Annotated in this window: 15 protein-coding genes; 8 read left to right on the top strand and 7 right to left on the bottom strand. The window is 52.6% G+C overall.

The annotated features are described in order from the left end of the window. Positions 1-36 precede the first annotated feature (36 nt). The 4 genes from rfaL to rfaD are packed head-to-tail and all read right to left on the bottom strand — an operon-like array spanning position 37 to position 4,225. Positions 37-1,251 (bottom strand): O-antigen ligase RfaL, encoded by a 1,215-nt coding sequence (gene rfaL / locus EOS98_RS00670; RefSeq protein ID WP_126523746.1) that lies wholly within the window; start codon positions 1,249-1,251, stop codon positions 37-39. A gap of 39 nt (positions 1,252-1,290) precedes the next feature. Beyond that, a complete protein-coding gene (rfaC, locus tag EOS98_RS00675) occupies positions 1,291-2,244 on the bottom strand; it encodes a lipopolysaccharide heptosyltransferase RfaC (protein WP_001264616.1) in 954 nt (317 codons plus the stop codon). Beyond that, a complete protein-coding gene (gene rfaF / locus EOS98_RS00680; protein ID WP_126523747.1) occupies positions 2,244-3,290 on the bottom strand; it encodes an ADP-heptose--LPS heptosyltransferase RfaF in 1,047 nt (348 codons plus the stop codon). The genes rfaC and rfaF overlap by 1 nt, the downstream gene beginning before the upstream one ends. A 2-nt stretch (positions 3,291-3,292) precedes the next feature. Next, positions 3,293-4,225, bottom strand: coding sequence for an ADP-glyceromanno-heptose 6-epimerase (gene rfaD / locus EOS98_RS00685; protein WP_000587771.1), 933 nt, complete (start codon positions 4,223-4,225; stop codon positions 3,293-3,295). A 202-nt stretch (positions 4,226-4,427) separates the two neighbouring features. Between rfaD and kbl the strand changes: the two genes are divergently transcribed. The 3 genes from kbl to EOS98_RS00700 all read left to right on the top strand — a co-directional run bounded on the left by kbl (position 4,428) and on the right by EOS98_RS00700 (position 7,987). Further along, positions 4,428-5,624 carry a glycine C-acetyltransferase gene (gene kbl / locus EOS98_RS00690; protein ID WP_001213790.1) on the top strand — a complete coding sequence of 399 codons (1,197 nt, stop codon included), beginning with the start codon at positions 4,428-4,430 and terminating at the stop codon, positions 5,622-5,624. 9 nt (positions 5,625-5,633) lie between these two features. Continuing rightward, positions 5,634-6,659, top strand: a complete 1,026-nt coding sequence (gene tdh / locus EOS98_RS00695) for an L-threonine 3-dehydrogenase (protein WP_000645990.1) — start codon at positions 5,634-5,636, stop codon at positions 6,657-6,659. Between the two features lie 293 nt (positions 6,660-6,952). After that, complete coding sequence (locus EOS98_RS00700) at positions 6,953-7,987, top strand: glycosyltransferase (RefSeq protein WP_000798198.1); 1,035 nt, start codon at positions 6,953-6,955, stop codon at positions 7,985-7,987. Here the strand turns inward: EOS98_RS00700 and EOS98_RS00705 are convergent. Genes EOS98_RS00705 through gpmM form a run of 3 tightly spaced genes read right to left on the bottom strand, consistent with a single transcriptional unit; the run spans position 7,974 to position 11,777 of the window. Then, positions 7,974-8,936 carry a divergent polysaccharide deacetylase family protein gene (locus EOS98_RS00705; RefSeq protein WP_001135519.1) on the bottom strand — a complete coding sequence of 321 codons (963 nt, stop codon included), beginning with the start codon at positions 8,934-8,936 and terminating at the stop codon, positions 7,974-7,976. The genes EOS98_RS00700 and EOS98_RS00705 overlap by 14 nt on opposite strands. A 3-nt stretch (positions 8,937-8,939) precedes the next feature. Continuing rightward, on the bottom strand, positions 8,940-10,199 hold the full coding sequence (gene envC, locus EOS98_RS00710) for a murein hydrolase activator EnvC (RefSeq protein WP_241615622.1): 1,260 nt from the start codon (positions 10,197-10,199) through the stop codon (positions 8,940-8,942). A 33-nt stretch (positions 10,200-10,232) separates the two neighbouring features. Then, complete coding sequence (gene gpmM / locus EOS98_RS00715; protein WP_000116576.1) at positions 10,233-11,777, bottom strand: 2,3-bisphosphoglycerate-independent phosphoglycerate mutase; 1,545 nt, start codon at positions 11,775-11,777, stop codon at positions 10,233-10,235. 247 nt (positions 11,778-12,024) lie between these two features. Between gpmM and EOS98_RS00720 the strand changes: the two genes are divergently transcribed. From EOS98_RS00720 to cysE, 5 genes are all read left to right on the top strand, one after another. Beyond that, entirely contained in the window at positions 12,025-12,456 is a 432-nt protein-coding gene (locus EOS98_RS00720) for a rhodanese-like domain-containing protein (RefSeq protein ID WP_001156179.1), read from the top strand. A gap of 85 nt (positions 12,457-12,541) precedes the next feature. Continuing rightward, positions 12,542-12,793, top strand: coding sequence for a glutaredoxin 3 (gene grxC / locus EOS98_RS00725; RefSeq protein WP_001273795.1), 252 nt, complete (start codon positions 12,542-12,544; stop codon positions 12,791-12,793). Between the two features lie 43 nt (positions 12,794-12,836). Then, on the top strand, positions 12,837-13,304 hold the full coding sequence (gene secB, locus EOS98_RS00730; RefSeq protein WP_000003370.1) for a protein-export chaperone SecB: 468 nt from the start codon (positions 12,837-12,839) through the stop codon (positions 13,302-13,304). Continuing rightward, positions 13,304-14,323 carry an NAD(P)H-dependent glycerol-3-phosphate dehydrogenase gene (gene gpsA / locus EOS98_RS00735; protein ID WP_001076596.1) on the top strand — a complete coding sequence of 340 codons (1,020 nt, stop codon included), beginning with the start codon at positions 13,304-13,306 and terminating at the stop codon, positions 14,321-14,323. Before secB ends, gpsA begins: the two co-directional genes overlap by 1 nt. A gap of 77 nt (positions 14,324-14,400) precedes the next feature. Further along, the gene (gene cysE / locus EOS98_RS00740) at positions 14,401-15,222 is read left to right on the top strand and encodes a serine O-acetyltransferase (protein WP_001112114.1); all 822 of its coding nucleotides are present in this window, start codon (positions 14,401-14,403) and stop codon (positions 15,220-15,222) included. Positions 15,223-15,257 lie beyond the last annotated feature (35 nt).

The raw sequence follows: 15,257 nt of genomic DNA on the forward strand, positions 1-15,257 counted from the left end.
ACGCGCTGATACCGTAATAAGTATCAGCGCGTTTTTTTATCTATTTCTTAGCGCCAGCAGAAAACCGGTAATGATACCAATTTGAGCAATATCGACCTGTTCAAAATTGCCACGAACGATATAAAAACCGACGAAAGATAAAAATAGCAAGAGATGAGCATTGTAGGGGCTTATCTCTACTTTCCTGAAGGTAGAGCTGGCTGTTTCCCTGATGATAGCGCCATATAAATAGGCCAGACTCGCCAGACCCAATATGCCTGCACTAAACCAGATGTACAGAATGGTATTATGCGGACCGATAGATTCTTTAAAGGTCCACATTGGATAATCGACAACGCGTTTATTATAAACACCATCATACACATCATTACCATAGCCGTAGCCCTTGATCGGGTTTTCCTGAATCAGTATCCACGCGGTGCCCTGGGTTCCGTTAGTATAACGAGATGAGCTATCTGTCTGCTGTAATTTATAAAGTAAATGTTCTGAATCTGGTTGGTTATTATGTTGAGTGATAACCAAAGCGCCGATGATGGCTAATAAAATGGCACCGACTCCTATTAACTTCCATTGGCGATTCAGTATTGCCCACAGCGCACCTACTATGAGCACCGCCAACCATGCCCCTCGCGATAGGGTTCCCAGGATAAAGAAAAGATAGATAGCGCTAAGCACCAAAAAAACCAACTTAAGTGCATTTTTTCTAAACAGCCAAATATTCAATAATGCTGGAAATAAGAAAACCATGGAATCGGACATATGTCGATGCGCATAGCTCATGAATGGCATAATCCCTTTATTATAGTCCTCGATATATAGAATACTCTCTGCAAGGCAGCGAAGTCCTAAACTTGTTAAAAAGGAGAAAAGTACTATTTTCGCAACCGTTTCTTTTGTTTCATCTTTTAATAGTACGGGAATTAATAAAGTATATAATAAGAAACCCTCCAGTACCGTATTTTCAAATTCCTTGAAGCTTTCTTTCATATCTGGCGATATGAGTATGGAATAAACAAGGATTAATGATAATACTGCTACGCTATAAAATACGCTATTTTTGAAAAGAGGGGGGAAACTTTTCGGTGAGCGTGAGACCTGATAAATCGCGGTGATAACCATAAGTATGATTATCAAATGTTTATAACGCGTAATACCATCCAGAAAATACGTGGCAACAAAAAGAAAAACCAGCGCTTTATTCCAGATCGGTTTCCATTTCTCTTTATTTAACGTTAATGATGTGGTTAGCATCTTTTCTCCACAATAGGTTTGGGATGAGACAGTGTCTCTTTAATGAATCTTTCCAAATACGCTTGTGGCATCTAAATTCGCCAGGTTTTTTTCTGGTGAGCAGCATGCCATTTGGTTCTTCCCATAACCTCCAATTAACCCAGGGTCCGTTGGGCCATATAGCGTAATATTCGGTCTGTCGAGCGCGGCGGTGAGATGGCTCAGGCCGGTATCAACCGATACGACAAATTTTGCGCCAGCCAGCACTCTGGCGACCTCCTCCAGGCTCATGCGCGGTAACACATCCACATAGTCAAAGCCTTCGGCCAGTCGTTTAGCCCGGGCCTCCTCATGAGGCGCGCCCCAGGGAAGTTTTATCCGTAATCCGGTGTTGCCCACCATACCGATAAGCTCGCGCCAGTTTGCTTCTGGCCAGTGTTTATCATCGCGGGTCGTGGCATGTAAAAATACCGCATATGGATCGCTGACCGCCTGCTGGCAATGCAGAAAATGTTTTGCGATGGCATAATCGCCCTGCGACTGCGGTTTATCGTATCCCAGGCTTTTGGCGAACAGCTCGCGCGTCCGTTCAACCGCATGTTGTTGCTTTGCGATATGGTGTTTACGGTTATAAAACAGGCTGGCCAACGGTTCGCGGGCGGTACTCCAGTCCATACCGTGCTTTATCCCATGCGCCAGACGCGTCACCAGCGCCGCGCTTTTTACCAGCCCCTGCGCATCAATCACAGCGTCGTATTGGTATGCGCATACCGCCCGATGAAAGGCTGTGCGTTCCGCTTTAATGGGCGCGGAAAACCAGGCCTTGCGCCAACGGCGAATAGCGACGGGAATCACGCGATCGACAGCACTGTGCCAGGACGGAATTTGCGCAAACCCTTCTTCGACAACCCAATCAAATTGAATCCCCGGAATCGCCTGTTGCGCGTCGGTAAGCGCAGGCAGGGTATGTAATACGTCGCCCATCGATGATGTTTTAACGATCAAAACCCGCATTAAACGCCCTCTTCCGACAACAGCGAATGAAGCTCTTCCAGAACCCGCTGCGGCGTGATATCGATCAGGCTCTGGTGATAGCCTTGCGCCGTATCACCTTTACGCACTTTGTGATAACCCGTAATGAGACGAATCACCCGGGCCTTATGAGACAGCGGTGGCGTGAAATCCGGGCTACTTGGGCCATACAAGGCGACCAGCGGGCGGTCGAGCGCCGCCGCGACGTGCATCAGTCCGGAATCGTTGGTGACGATGGCTTTACAGGCGGCTATCAGAATGACGGCCTGTTCCAGCTGGGTTTCCCCCGCCAGGTTGCGACACCATGCCTGCTGCTCGCTATTCAGCGCCGCCAGGATCTCATTGCCGGCTTCATGGTCTTTTGCCGAGCCAAACAGCACGACCTGATACCCTTCGTTAATGAGCTGCTTTGCCAGTTCGGCGTAGTGATAGTGCGGCCAACGTTTTGCCGGGCCAAATTCCGCGCCGGGGCAAAAGCCGATCAGAGGACGTTCAGAAGATAATGAAAAGTCGCTGCACATCAGCGACTTTTCACCCTCGCTAACCTGGAGCTGCGGCCAGAGTAGCGGCTGCGGCAGATCTTTCGCCGTGCGCATCACGCCCTTGTCATAAGCCAGCGCCACGTAGCGCTCCACCATTAGTGGCCAGGCGTCTTTATCAAGGACGCGCGCATCGTTCAGCAGGCCATAGCGCATTTCGCCGCGCCAGCCGGTACGGTGCGGGATATTGGCAAAGAAAGGAATCAGCGCCGATTTAAACGAATTTGGCAACACCCAGGCGCGATCGTAGCGCTTCTCTCGCAGGCTATGGCCCAATCTGCGGCGCTCGCTGATTTCCAGCGCGCCGTGGCCCAGCGGCATGGGTATCGCCTCGTTAACTTCCGGCATACGCGATAACAACGGACGGCACCAGGCTGGCGCCATCACGTCGATTATCGCCTGGGGATAGCGCGCTTTAAGCGTGCGATAGAGACTTTGCGACATCATCATGTCGCCCACCCAGGACGGGCCAATGACCAAAATTTTCATACTTACGCGTCGCGGTTCAGCCAGGCCATATACTCCGTGACGCCTTCGGCGACGGTCTTAAAGGGTTTGTCGTAGCCCGCGTTGCGCAGATTGGTTAAATCCGCCTGCGTAAACGCCTGATAGCGACCTTTCAGCTTATCCGGGAACGGAATGTATTCAATGCTGCCTTTTTTATGGTATGCCAGCGTCGCGTCGGCGACGGCCTGGAAAGATTCCGCACGGCCTGTGCCCAAGTTAAAGATGCCGGACTTGCCGCTTTCCAGGAACCACAGGTTAACGGCGGCCACATCGCCCACGTAAACGAAGTCGCGCTTGAAGTTTTCGCTGCCTTCAAACAGTTTCGGGCTTTCGCCGTTGTTTAACTGTGTATTCAGATGAAATGCCACGCTTGCCATGCTGCCTTTATGGCCTTCACGTGGTCCATAGACGTTGAAATAGCGGAAACCGACAATCTGCGAGTTCGCTTCTGGCAGGATCTGGCGCACATATTCATCAAACAGGAACTTAGAATAGCCGTAAACGTTAAGCGGTTTTTCGTATTCGCGCGATTCGATGAAATCAGACGTGCGACCGCCATAGGTGGCGGCAGAAGAGGCATAGAGGAACGGGATTTCGCGCTCAAGACAATAGTGCAGCAGCTCTTTGGAGTATTGATAGTTATTATCCATCATATACTTGCCGTCCCACTCGGTGGTGGAAGAGCAGGCGCCTTCATGGAAAATAGCTTCGATATCGCCGAGCTCTTCTCCGGACATAATCTGGATCAGGAAATCTTCCTTATCCATATAGTCAGCAATGTTCAGATCCACCAGGTTTACAAACTTGGTGCCGTCTTTCAGGTTATCCACCACCAGAATATCGGTGATACCTTTATCATTCAGGGCCTTAACGATATTGCTGCCGATAAAGCCCGCGCCGCCGGTAACGATGATCATAACTGTAACCTTTGAATTATGGTGTCAGAGACTGTCTCAGACATGAATGTTCTTATCATAACACTATTCATCCATTCACTGATAACCCGTGAGGATACGCGTGATTTATGCTGCATTTTAAAGAAGTGATGACGCGTCATCTCGTATCAACGTATCGCTTTGGGTAATATGTGCTGAAATTTGCCCAGTCTGGAGAATCGCAATGCGTGGGGATTTTTACAAACAGTTAACCAACGATCTGGAAACCGCCCGGGCGGAAGGATTGTTTAAAGAAGAGCGCATTATTACGTCTGCGCAGCAGGCGGATATCACCGTGGCGGATGGAAGCCACGTTATTAACTTTTGCGCCAATAACTATCTCGGGCTGGCGAATCACCCTGAGCTGATTAATGCCGCAAAAGCGGGCATGGACAGCCACGGTTTCGGTATGGCGTCCGTGCGTTTTATCTGCGGTACCCAGGACAGCCACAAAGCGCTGGAGCAAAAGCTGGCAAGCTTCCTCGGCATGGAAGATGCGATTCTGTATTCCTCCTGTTTCGATGCTAACGGCGGCTTGTTTGAGACGTTGCTGGGCGCGGAAGACGCTATTATTTCCGACGCGCTGAACCACGCGTCTATCATTGACGGCGTGCGTTTGTGTAAAGCGAAGCGCTATCGCTATGCCAACAACGATATGGCTGAGCTGGAAGCGCGGCTGAAAGAGGCGCGTGAGGCCGGCGCACGTCATGTCCTGATCGCCACCGACGGCGTGTTCTCAATGGATGGCGTCATCGCCAATCTGAAAGGCGTCTGTGATCTGGCCGATAAATACGATGCGCTGGTGATGGTTGATGATTCTCACGCGGTAGGCTTTGTCGGCGAAAACGGTCGTGGTTCCCATGAATACTGCGACGTAATGGGCCGCGTAGATATTATTACCGGTACGCTGGGCAAAGCGTTAGGCGGCGCATCCGGCGGCTATACCGCGGCGCGTAAAGAGGTCGTTGAGTGGTTGCGTCAGCGTTCCCGCCCATATCTGTTCTCCAACTCCCTGGCGCCGGCGATCGTGGCGGCTTCTATTAAAGTGTTAGAGATGGTGGAAGCGGGCGCAGAACTGCGCGATCGCTTGTGGGCGAACGCCCGGCAGTTCCGTGAGCAGATGTCTGCCGCGGGATTTACGCTGGCAGGCGCGGATCACGCCATCATCCCGGTAATGCTGGGAGATGCGGTTGTCGCGCAGAAATTTGCCCGCGAACTGCAAAAAGAGGGCATTTACGTTACCGGTTTCTTCTATCCGGTCGTACCAAAAGGTCAGGCGCGTATTCGTACCCAGATGTCTGCGGCGCATACGCCTGAGCAAATTACGCGTGCGGTAGACGCGTTCACGCGTATTGGTAAACAACTGGGCGTGATTGCCTGAGGATGTAAGATGAAAGCGTTATCCAAACTGAAAGCGGAAGAGGGCATCTGGATGACCGACGTTCCGGAACCGGAAGTCGGCCATAACGATTTGCTGATTAAAATCCGTAAAACAGCCATCTGCGGTACTGACGTTCACATCTATAACTGGGATGACTGGTCGCAAAAAACCATCCCGGTTCCGATGGTCGTGGGGCATGAATATGTCGGCGAAGTGGTCGGCATCGGTCAGGAAGTGAAAGGCTTTAAAATCGGCGATCGCGTCTCCGGCGAAGGTCATATCACCTGCGGTCATTGCCGCAACTGCCGTGGCGGTCGTACTCACCTGTGTCGCAACACCACCGGCGTGGGCGTCAACCGTCCCGGCTGCTTCGCGGAATACCTGGTCATCCCGGCGTTCAATGCGTTTAAAATCCCGGATAACATTTCTGATGATTTAGCCTCTATTTTCGACCCGTTTGGTAATGCGGTGCATACGGCGCTGTCTTTCGATCTGGTCGGCGAAGATGTACTGGTGTCGGGGGCGGGGCCAATCGGTGTAATGGCCGCCGCAGTGGCGAAACATGTCGGCGCGCGTCATGTGGTGATTACTGACGTCAATGAATACCGTCTGGAGCTGGCGCGTAAAATGGGCGTCACCCGCGCGGTCAACGTCGCGAAAGAGAGCCTGAACGACGTCATGGCGGAGCTGGGAATGACCGAAGGGTTCGATGTGGGTCTGGAGATGTCCGGCGCGCCGCCGGCGTTTCGTACCATGCTGGACACCATGAATCACGGCGGTCGTATTGCGATGCTGGGGATTCCGCCATCAGATATGTCTATCGACTGGACAAAAGTTATCTTTAAGGGCTTGTTCATTAAAGGTATTTATGGTCGTGAGATGTTCGAAACGTGGTACAAAATGGCGGCGCTGATCCAGTCCGGTCTGGATCTGTCACCGATTATCACCCATCGTTTCTCTATTGATGATTTCCAGAAAGGTTTTGACGCCATGCGTTCAGGCCAGTCAGGAAAAGTTATTCTGAGCTGGGATTAATATGTATAGAGACCCGATGATATTTATCGGGTCTGATATACGTGTCATCGTAAAAGGTTGGTGTCATTCGCCAACCTTTTTTGTTAGGGAAAATCTGGAAAGCCGTAAAGAATTGTCATAGACATCAAGCATTCGTAATTGCGCTTTACTCTTATTTTACTCGCTAACGTCACGCTCTACTCTGAGTTTTGTGCTTGCTTTTTACTGTAAAAATTAATTATGGCGGCTTAATAGTTTCTTAATAGAGCCACAGTATAAAGGCAGGGTAAATTAAGGTTTTTCTGGTAATCGTTATGAAAAATAGTAAAACCAAAGTGAGTATCATTGTCCCGTTATATAATGCGGGAGCGGATTTTAATGCTTGCATGGCGTCATTAATCGCGCAAACGTGGTCGGCGCTGGAAATTATTATTGTGAATGATGGATCGACGGATCATTCCGTTGAGATAGCAAAACATTACGCGGAACATTACCCGCATGTTCGACTGCTTCATCAGGCCAATGCTGGCGCATCTGTCGCCCGTAATCTTGGCCTGCAAGCAGCGACCGGCGATTATGTCGCCTTTGTCGATGCAGATGACCTGGTCTACCCGAAGATGTATGAAACGCTGATGACCATGGCGCTTAACGATGATCTGGACGTTGCGCAGTGCAACGCGGACTGGTGCGTCCGAAAAACCGGGCACGCCTGGCAATCTATTCCGACCGATCGTCTGCGTTCCACCGGGGTATTAAGCGGACCGGATTGGTTGCGTATGGCGTTGGCCTCGCGGCGCTGGACGCATGTTGTCTGGATGGGCGTTTATCGACGTGCGCTGATTATCGATAACAATATTACTTTCGTTCCCGGACTACATCATCAGGACATATTATGGTCGACGGAAGTTATGTTTAATGCCACGCGCGTACGTTATACCGAACAATCATTATATAAATATTTCCTGCATGATAATTCGGTAAGCCGTTTGCAAAGACAAGGCAATAAAAATCTTAATTATCAGCGGCATTATATTAAAATTACGCGGTTATTAGAAAAGCTCAATCGTGATTATGCCCGGCGTATTCCGATTTACCCGGAGTTTCGCCAGCAAATTACCTGGGAAGCGTTACGCGTTTGTCATGCGGTACGTAAAGAGCCTGATATTTTGACCCGCCAGCGTATGATTGCCGAAATTTTTACTTCTGGCATGTATAGACGGATGATGGCTAACGTCCGCAGCGCGAAAGCGGCTTATCAGACGCTGCTCTGGTCTTTCCGGCTGTGGCAATGGCGCGACAAAACCTTGTCGCACCGTCGTATGGCCCGTAAGGCGCTCAATCTGTCTTAGCGCTCACGTTTTTAGGCGCGGCGATTTTCCCCCAGCCTTGCCACTGGTGCTGAAACCAGACAACCACGGAACTTTGCGTAATGCTCTCGCCGATGACGCTGAAAAAGCGCGTAGCGTAGACCGGTTGCAGCGGTTTTTTCGGCTTGCACATCTTCACGCCGCGAAAGGGATTGCGCGGCGCGTCAATTTTCTGCGGCGTCACACCAGGTCGGGACGTATCTACCTGCGGTTCGTTGAGCAGGCTGCCTGGACGTACCAGGGTGATATCCGCCGGCAGGCGATAAACCATCTGTTGCAGCACGCGAACCGTTGCGGGATGCGGATGTCCAATCGCGATAGCGGAACCGTTGCGACGGGCCAGTTCGATAGCGCGATTAAACTGACGGCGGATATCCGCCTCGTTTTGCGTATCGTCGAGGAACACTTTACGCTTGATCACTTTCACACCCGTACCGGATGCCGCGCGCATCGCCTGGCTATTGCCAATCGTCATGCTGTCGAGAAAATAGAGATTGTAATGTTCCAGCGCCTGCATAACTTTTTGCATACCGAACAGGCTGGAAGTCATTGCGCTGCCCATGTGGTTATTAAGCCCGACGGCATACGGCACGTTGTTTACCGCCTCGCGGATAATGCGCTCGATCTCATCGCTGCTCATATCTGGTCGCAGCGTATCCTTCTCCAGCGGCTGTTTGCTTAGCGGCGCCATCGGCAGATGGATTAATACCTCATGCCCGCTATTGTGCGCTTTAGTTGCCATTTCGCGCGCGTGCGGCGCGTTGGGCAGTACGGCGACGGAGATGTTTGGCGGCAGCGCCAGAACCTGGTTTTCCGTATGCGGGCGATAGCCAAAATCATCAATCACGATGGCGAGCTTGCCAGCGAAAACGGGATGTGCAAACGCCAGCAAAGTGGCCAGCGTGAGAATGGAGCGACGAAACTGAGGCAAAACTTATCTTCCCAACCACGGCTGTGGATTGACGGCCTGACCCTGGCGACGAATTTCGAAATAAAGCGAGGGTCTGCCCTGACCGCCGCTACTGCCCACAAGGGCGATAGGTTGTCCGGCGCGCACCTGCACGCCTACGCTGACCAGCGCGCTCTGGTTATAGCCGTAAAGGCTCATATCACCTTTACCATGCTCCACGACCACCACCAGGCCATAGCCTTGCAGCCAGTCCGCCAGAATCACCCTGCCGTCGGCGATGGCTTTGACCTCGGTGCCTTCCGACGCGCCGATCACCATCCCCTTCCAACGTAGCTCACCCTGCAGCCGTTCGCCATAGCGATGCAATATCGGGCCGCGTACCGGCCAGTATGCCTGACCGCGTGGCGCGCCCAGACCGCCGGTGCGGGACATTAGCGAACGCTCGCTTTCCGTCGGCTTATAGGTGCTGCCTTTACGCGAGGCTTCCTGCTGCTTATCGCGTACCGCCTGCGCTTCGCGGGCTTCACGCTCCGCTCGCGCTTTGGCCGCCGCTTCCGCCCGCGCGATACTGTTGCGTAGGCGTGATTCGTTGGCGCGTAGTTCGCTTAACTGTTGCTGGCCTTGCTGAATAGACGACTCCAGTCCGGCAAGCGTTTTCTTACGTTCATTACGCGCCTGTTCCAGCTTCGCCTGCTGAGCGCGCTGTTCATACAGCAACGTTTGTTGTTGGCTTTGCTTCTCTTCCAGCTCGGCTTTTTGCGTGGCGACCTGTTCGCGAGTCTGTTTCAGTTCGGCGATAGTCTCCTGGCGCGCCTGGTTCAGATAGCCGAAGTAGGCCTGCAGGCGTTGCCCACGCTGGCTTTCTTCTCCGCTAAGAATAAGCTGAATGCCGGTGTGTTCGCCCTGGCGGAAAGCGGCGTCCAACTGTGCGGCGAGATTACGCTCCTGGCTGGCTTTTTGCTGCTCCAGTTTGGCAATTGAGGCGTTCATCTCATCAATTTGCGCGTTTAACTGATCCAGGGTGCTTTGCGTTTCGCGCAGCTTACGTGCTGCGGCCGAGATGGCCTCTTCCTGGGCTTTAAGTTGTGCCAGGAGGCTGGCGCGTTGTTGCTGCTGCTGGCGTACGTCGCGTTCTTTCGCGGCGATATCGGCCTGAATAGATTTGAGTTGATCGCGGTCATCCGCGTGGGCGGAAAAGGCGCACAACAATACGCCAGCGCTAAGTACGCTGGCGTAGAACAAAGGCCTGACTGAAAACGTTCTTGGTTTCACGGCCTGTTGAATGGTGTTAATCGCCTTTCCCCTCATGGGGAGGGATTATTCCACGATGAACAGCGGCTTACCAGTCATCTCTTGCGGGATTTCCATCCCCATCAGCGACAGCATGGTAGGCGCAATGTCTGAAAGTTTGCCGCCTTCAACCGCCTTCACGTTTTTCTCGCCGACATAAATCAGCGGCACCGGCAGGTTGGTGTGGGCGGTATGCGCCTGACCGGTCGCCGGATCGCGCATCTGCTCCGCGTTGCCGTGGTCCGCGGTAATCAACAGTTGTCCACCAACGGACTCAACCGCTTTTGTTACCTGTTCAATGCAGTTATCCAACGCTTCCACCGCTTTGATGGCGGCTTCCATCACGCCGGTATGACCGACCATATCGCCGTTTGGATAGTTACAAATGATGGTGTCGTACTTACCGCTTTCGATCGCCGCGACCAATTTTTCAGTCAATTCTGCAGAGCTCATTTCCGGTTGCAGGTCATAAGTGGCCACTTTCGGGGAGTTGATCAGAATGCGCTCTTCACCAGCAAACGGTTCTTCTACGCCGCCGTTAAAGAAAAAGGTTACGTGCGCATATTTTTCCGTTTCGGAAATACGCAGCTGAGTTTTGTCGTTTTTCGCCATCCATTCGCCAAAGGTATTCGCCAGCGACGCTGGTGGGTAGGCAACGGCAGTTTTGATATCGGCGGCGTATTCGGTCAGCATCACGAAGTTCAGATTAACCACTTTCTTACGCGCAAAGCCGTCGAAATCAGCATTAACGAAAGCGCGGGTAATTTCGCGCGCGCGGTCAGCGCGGAAGTTCATGAAAATCAGCGTGTCGCCGTCTTCCATCGCCGCATCAGCCTGGCCCTCGGCGCGGATAACGGTCGCTTTGACAAACTCATCGTTTTCATCACGAGCGTAAGCGGCCTGCAGGCCAGCCACAGCGGTATCCGCCTGGAATTCGCCCTGGGCCAGGGTCATCAGATCATACGCTTTTTCCACGCGATCCCAACGGTTGTCGCGGTCCATAGCGTAGTAACGACCGACGATAGACGCCACGCGGCCTTTGCCCAGCGCGGCGAATTTGTCTTCGAATTTTTTCAGCGAGGCTTCAGCGCTGCGCGGCGGCGTGTCGCGACCGTCGAGGAAGGCGTGCAGATAGATTTTTTCTGCGCCGCGCTCTGCGGCCAGTTCCACCATCGCCATAATGTGATCTTCGTGGCTGTGGACGCCGCCCGCGGACAGCAGACCCATAATATGAACCGCTTTACCGGCGTTTTTCGCCTGGTCTACCGCATTGGTCAGGACTGGGTTAGCAAAGAAAGTACGTTCTTTAATTTCAACGTCCAGACGCGTCAGGTCCTGATAAACGATGCGGCCTGCGCCCAGGTTAACGTGGCCCACTTCGGAGTTGCCCATCTGGCGGTCAGGCAGACCCACTTCCAGACCGGATGCGTCGATCAGGGTATGCGGACGTTTTGCCCACAGAGCATCCATCACCGGGGTTTTGGCGTTTAAGATAGCGTTATCCTGCTGTTCTTCACGGTAGCCGTAGCCATCCAGAATCACCAGTACCATAGGTTTTTTAGAAACCGACATTGCGACAACCTCATACTCAATAGACAAAATAATTGCGTAATTTTACTACAGCTGAATCGATAAAATAGCCTCAGAAGATCAAAGAAAGGGATCGCGCTGGCGTGATAAGGCAAGTAATAGCGTGATTTTTTTTCGTAGCGCCCCGCAAAAATGCATTCCAGTGCACGCTCTGGCTGTATTTGCGCCACTGCACAGGTATACTCCTTTCCTGGTTTTTTAATCACTACGTCGGGAGTTGTTACCCCCCATGCAAGAAATTATGCAATTTGTTGGCCGTCATCCCATACTGAGTATCGCCTGGATTGCGTTACTGGTGGCGGTTTTATTTACCACGTTCAAAGGTCTGACTTCAAAAGTTAAGGTGATTACACGCGGCGAAGCCACGCGCCTTATCAACAAAGAGGACGCCGTTGTTGTGGATTTACGTCAACGTGACGATTTCCGTAAAGGCCATATCGCTGGCGCGACCAATTTGCTGCCGAGCGAAATCAAAGCCAACAATGTTGGCGAACTGGAAAAGCACAAAGACAAGCCGATTATCGTGGTCGACGGTTCTGGTATGCAGTGCCAGGAATCCGCTAACGCGCTGACAAAAGCCGGCTTTGAAAAGGTCTTTGTGTTGAAAGAAGGCGTAGCAGGCTGGAGCGGCGAGAATCTGCCTCTGGTGCGCGGTAAGTGATTACCCGTCGTTTTCATGACGCAAGGGGAATGACTTGCCCTTGCGTCGACATGAAATCCATCGGGTAAAAAACAGGAGCGAAGTCATGGCCAATATTGAAATCTACACCAAAGCAACCTGTCCGTTTTGCCATCGTGCAAAGGCGCTGTTAAACAGCAAGGGCGTGAGTTTCCAGGAAATTGCGATTGACGGCGACGCCGTGAAGCGTGAAGAGATGATCAAACGTAGTGGCCGAACGACGGTTCCGCAAATTTTTATTGATGCACAGCACATTGGCGGTTGTGACGACTTGTATGCGCTGGATGCGCGTGGTGGACTGGATCCGCTGTTGCGTTAAGGCGTACTCAAGTATTTAAGGACAACACTAAAGGGTTTTACACATGTCAGAACAAAATAACACTGAAATGGCTTTCCAGATCCAACGTATCTATACCAAGGATGTTTCTTTCGAAGCGCCAAACGCACCGCATGTTTTCCAGAAAGATTGGCAGCCAGAGGTTAAACTGGATCTTGATACGGCATCTTCCCAACTGGCGGATGACGTTTATGAAGTTGTGCTGCGTGTTACCGTAACGGCTTCCCTGGGGGAAGAAACCGCGTTCCTGTGCGAAGTTCAGCAGGCCGGTATTTTCTCCATCAGCGGTATTGAAGGTACTCAGATGGCGCATTGCCTGGGTGCATACTGCCCGAACATTCTGTTCCCGTATGCTCGCGAGTGCATCACCAGCCTGGTTTCACGCGGTACGTTCCCGCAACTGAACCTTGCGCCGGTCAACTTTGATGCGCTGTTCATGAACTATTTGCAGCAGCAGGCTGGCGAAGGTACTGAAGAACATCAGGATGCCTGATGAACCAAAGTAATGCGTCAATGACAGTCATCGGTGCCGGCTCGTACGGCACCGCTCTTGCCATCACTCTGGCGAGAAACGGCCACCAGGTTGTCCTGTGGGGCCACGACCCAAAACATATCGCGACCCTGGAGCACGATCGCTGCAACGTCGCGTTCCTTCCCGATGTGCCTTTTCCCGATACGTTACACCTGGAAAGCGACTTAGCAACCGCGCTGGCGGCCAGTCGTAACATTCTGGTGGTGGTGCCAAGCCATGTTTTCAGCGACGTGCTGCGGCAGATTAAACCGCTGATGCGTCCGGATGCGCGTCTGGTATGGGCGACCAAAGGCCTGGAAGCGGAAACGGGGCGCCTGTTGCAGGATGTCGCTCGCGAGGCGTTAGGCGATCAAATCCCGCTGGCGGTGATTTCCGGTCCGACGTTCGCTAAAGAGCTGGCGGCGGGTTTGCCGACGGCAATCTCGCTGGCCTCAACCGATGAGACCTTTGCCGACGATCTCCAGCAACTGTTGCACTGCGGAAAAAGTTTTCGCGTCTATATCAATGCGGATTTTATCGGCGTGCAGCTTGGCGGCGCGGTGAAAAACGTGATTGCGATTGGCGCGGGGATGTCTGACGGCATCGGCTTCGGCGCGAACGCCCGCACGGCGCTAATCACGCGTGGACTGACCGAAATGTCGCGGCTTGGCGCAGCGCTTGGCGCCGATCCCGCCACCTTTATGGGGATGGCGGGTTTAGGCGATCTGGTGCTGACCTGTACCGACAACCAGTCGCGCAACCGTCGTTTTGGCATGATGCTTGGCCAGGGCATGGACGTTAAAGGCGCGCAGGATAAGATTGGCCAGGTGGTCGAAGGCTATCGCAATACGAAAGAAGTTCGTGAATTGGCGCACCGTTTTGGTGTTGAAATGCCAATAACCGAGGAAATTTATCAAGTATTGTATTGCGGAAAAAACGCGCGCGAGGCAGCATTAACGTTATTAGGTCGCGCCCGCAAGGAAGAGCTGAGTCGCCACTAGCCGTAAGGAACTGTTTGCATAAACGACCCAACCCGCACAGAACGGGTTGGTCGTTTTCTGCCCGTCTGGAGTAAGCCATGCCGTGTGAAGAACTGGAAATCGTCTGGAAGAATATTAAAGCTGAAGCCCGCGCTTTAGCTGACTGTGAGCCTATGTTGGCCAGTTTTTATCACGCCACGCTACTCAAGCATGAAAATCTGGGCAGTGCGCTGAGCTATATGCTGGCAAATAAACTGGCTTCGCCCATCATGCCCGCTATCGCTATCCGTGAAGTAGTTGAAGAAGCCTATGCCGCCGACCCGGAAATGATCGCGTCGGCAGCCTGCGATATTCAGGCCGTGCGCACTCGCGATCCGGCGGTGGATAAATACTCCACGCCGCTGTTATATCTGAAAGGCTTTCATGCGCTACAGGCCTACCGCATTGGTCACTGGTTGTGGAATAAAGGTCGCCGCGCGCTGGCTATCTTCCTGCAAAATCAGGTTTCGGTCTCGTTTCAGGTGGATATTCACCCGGCAGCGAAAATTGGCCGCGGGATTATGCTCGACCATGCCACCGGTATTGTGGTGGGGGAGACGGCGGTTATTGAAGATGATGTGTCGATCCTGCAATCCGTCACCCTGGGCGGTACCGGGAAAACGAGCGGCGATCGTCATCCTAAAATCCGCGAAGGCGTGATGATTGGCGCGGGCGCGAAAATTCTCGGCAATATCGAGGTGGGGCGCGGCGCGAAAATTGGCGCAGGTTCCGTTGTTTTACAGCCTGTCCCGCCGCACACTACCGCCGCAGGCGTTCCGGCGCGTATTGTCGGCAAGCCGGGCAGCGATAAGCCGTCGATGGATATGGACCAGCATTTCAACGGGCTACACCATACGTTTGAGTATGGCGACGGTATCTGAATTGCGCGGTACAACTAAAAAACGCTGTTCCGATG

The sequence above is a fragment of the Salmonella sp. SSDFZ69 genome, assembly GCF_004010755.1.
GTDB classification, from domain to species: Bacteria; Pseudomonadota; Gammaproteobacteria; order Enterobacterales; family Enterobacteriaceae; genus Salmonella; species Salmonella enterica.